At 61.3% G+C, this 2,248-nt stretch carries 4 protein-coding genes; 2 read left to right on the forward strand and 2 right to left on the reverse strand.

Annotated features, from left to right (window positions below; all coding sequences use genetic code 11):
• Both C5F44_RS17575 and C5F44_RS17580 read left to right on the forward strand, forming a co-directional pair.
• A partial coding sequence (locus tag C5F44_RS17575; RefSeq protein WP_146161989.1) for a sulfite exporter TauE/SafE family protein occupies positions 1–447 on the forward strand: 447 nt, incomplete at its 5' end.
• A 311-nt stretch (positions 448–758) separates the two neighbouring features.
• On the forward strand, positions 759–1,457 hold the full coding sequence (locus tag C5F44_RS17580; RefSeq protein ID WP_107674936.1) for a spermidine synthase: 699 nt from the start codon (positions 759–761) through the stop codon (positions 1,455–1,457).
• Positions 1,458–1,626: 169 nt separating this feature from the next.
• Here the strand turns inward: C5F44_RS17580 and C5F44_RS17585 are convergent, their stop codons facing one another.
• Positions 1,627–2,082 (reverse strand): VOC family protein, encoded by a 456-nt coding sequence (locus tag C5F44_RS17585; RefSeq protein WP_181318320.1) that lies wholly within the window; start codon positions 2,080–2,082, stop codon positions 1,627–1,629.
• A gap of 28 nt (positions 2,083–2,110) precedes the next feature.
• Positions 2,111–2,245 (reverse strand): SDR family oxidoreductase, encoded by a 135-nt coding sequence (locus tag C5F44_RS17590; RefSeq protein ID WP_328588519.1) that lies wholly within the window; start codon positions 2,243–2,245, stop codon positions 2,111–2,113.
• Positions 2,246–2,248: the final 3 nt, after the last annotated feature.

Here is a 2,248-nt window from a genome sequence, read left to right on the forward strand (position 1 = left end):
CCGTTTCTTCTGCTGACCGCCACCCTGGCTTTCCTGTTCGGAGACCGGGTTCGACAATGGGCCGCTGCAAGGGCGCGGGACGCGTCAACCGAAGGTGCCCTGGGTCTGTTCGCCGTTGCTCTTTATGGCGGCTACTTCAACGGCGGGCTTGGGATCATGCTGCTTGCGCTGTTCGCATTATGGGGAATGAGCGACCTCAACCGCATGAACGCCCTGAAATCGGGGCTGAGTTTTCTGTTGTCGGCAATCTCGGTGGCCGTGTTCGCCGTGGCGGGCATGGTGGCATGGCCACAGGCGGCCATCATGATGGTCGCCGCGACCGCGGGCGGCTATGCTGGTGCCCCCGTCGCGCGTGCCTTGCCGAAACCTGTGATCCGGGGGGTGATTGCGACAGTAGGTTTCGGGATGAGCGCGATCTTCTTCTGGCGCCTTGTCGGCCCGGGCTGACGGTTTCCAGGTGGCGGTCCTGCACATCGCCCGGGAGCGGTGCCTGGCCACTCGGGGCGCGTCAATTGCATAGGGTGCTCTTGAGCACTATATGAACGGTCGGCCGTTCCTGATTACGGCCCATGTCCGTCAGGCGAGATAGATGAATTCGTTTTTCAACATTTCGGCTGTCTTCCCCCTCCTGTGCGGGTTCAGTTCGAACAATGTCTGAGGGTTGCCTTTGCGCCTGAGGCGCAGGGCAACCCCGGCAAGCAATGAACCCCTGATCGCCCCCGCCGATGAGCGGGGTCTCTTTCATTACAGGACCAGACATGACCATGTGGACCACACTGGCCCGCGCCGAGACGGCGTTGGGAGACGATATTCTTTTGCGCCAGCGCGGCGATCTGTTCGAGATCTGCTATAACGGCATTGAGCTGATGTCGAACCTGAACCACCAGTCCGAAGACCAGCTCGCGCTGCGTTCCATGCGGCGCATGGACTTTGCGGCGCAGCGCATCCTGATCGGGGGCTTGGGGCTTGGCTTCACGCTGAGAGCGGTGCTTGAGCTTGCCGCACCGGATGCCGAAGTGACCGTCTGCGAACTGATCCCGGAAATCGTCGAATGGAACCGGGGGCCGCTGGCCCATCTGACAGATCATGCGCTTGATGATCCGCGGACGCGGGTGCTTCTCGGCGATGTGCAAGCACATCTGGAAGCGATCGACACAGGCTACGACCTGATCCTGATGGACACGGACAACGGGCCAGATTCCCTTGTCCGGGCGGCGAACATCGGGCTTTATCAGGATGGCGGTCTTGGCGCTGTGGCCAGATCCCTTGGTCCGAAGGGCGTGGTCGCATTCTGGTCTGCCACCGCATCCCCAGAATTCGAGCGCAGGTTGTCGGCCCAGCCGTGGTTCTGGCTGCGGGACGACATTGCGCCCATTCCGGGCCGTGCCGATGTAATGCATTACATCTACAGTTGCAGCTTCAGTGCCGCGGCACTGGGGCAGCGCAAGGCTGCCTGAGATACGCGTCAGTTCTGGCAAAGCCATAAACAAGCAGGGCTTTCCCGGGTGCATTTGAACAAAGGCACCCGGGCACAATCAACGATCCATCAGCGCTGCCGTCTTTTGGGATACATCATCCGATAGGCTGGCAATGGGCCTGAGCCCTTCGGCACCACGCGGTGCTTTGCTATGACCCGTTCTGGCCGTTCGGCGCTGGCTCGATCAGCTCAAGAACAAGGCCATCGCGGGGGTCCCGCAAATAGACGATCTTCGCCCCTTTGTTCGGCCCGGCGTTCACAACGGCGACCTCGCCCATCAGTTCAAGCGACCATTTCCTGGCTTCGTCCATGGCCTGAGCAAGGTTTGCGACGTTGAAGCCCATATGCAGCGACCCCAGGTCACACGGCCGCGGACGAAAGTCTGCGCGGTCTTCCGGCGCAGCGTAACACAGCAACTCAACGGTGGCAGAGCCGTTGCGCATATAGGCCACCTCGACGCGCGCATTTGGCACGCCCGTCACCCGTGAGATCATGTCGGGGTCTCGCGTCGCGCGCGACAGGGTTTCGAACCCGAACAGCTTTTGAAACATCGCTTCGGAATGGTCGAGATCGGCAACGGTTATGCCGGTGTGATTGACAGTCATGGCCATGTGCCGTCTCCCTATGTTGAACTCACCGGGCAAGAAAACCTCCGTCAACGGCAAGAACATGGCCGGTGACCATCGCCGCTGCCGGGCTGCAAAGATAGAGCACCGCCGCCGCCGCATCCCGCAAGCTGCCAAAGCGCCCAAGTGGCGTTGCCGCCAGAAG

This window comes from Fuscovulum blasticum DSM 2131, assembly GCF_003034965.1.
In the GTDB taxonomy this organism is placed as follows: Bacteria; Pseudomonadota; Alphaproteobacteria; order Rhodobacterales; family Rhodobacteraceae; genus Pseudogemmobacter; species Pseudogemmobacter blasticus.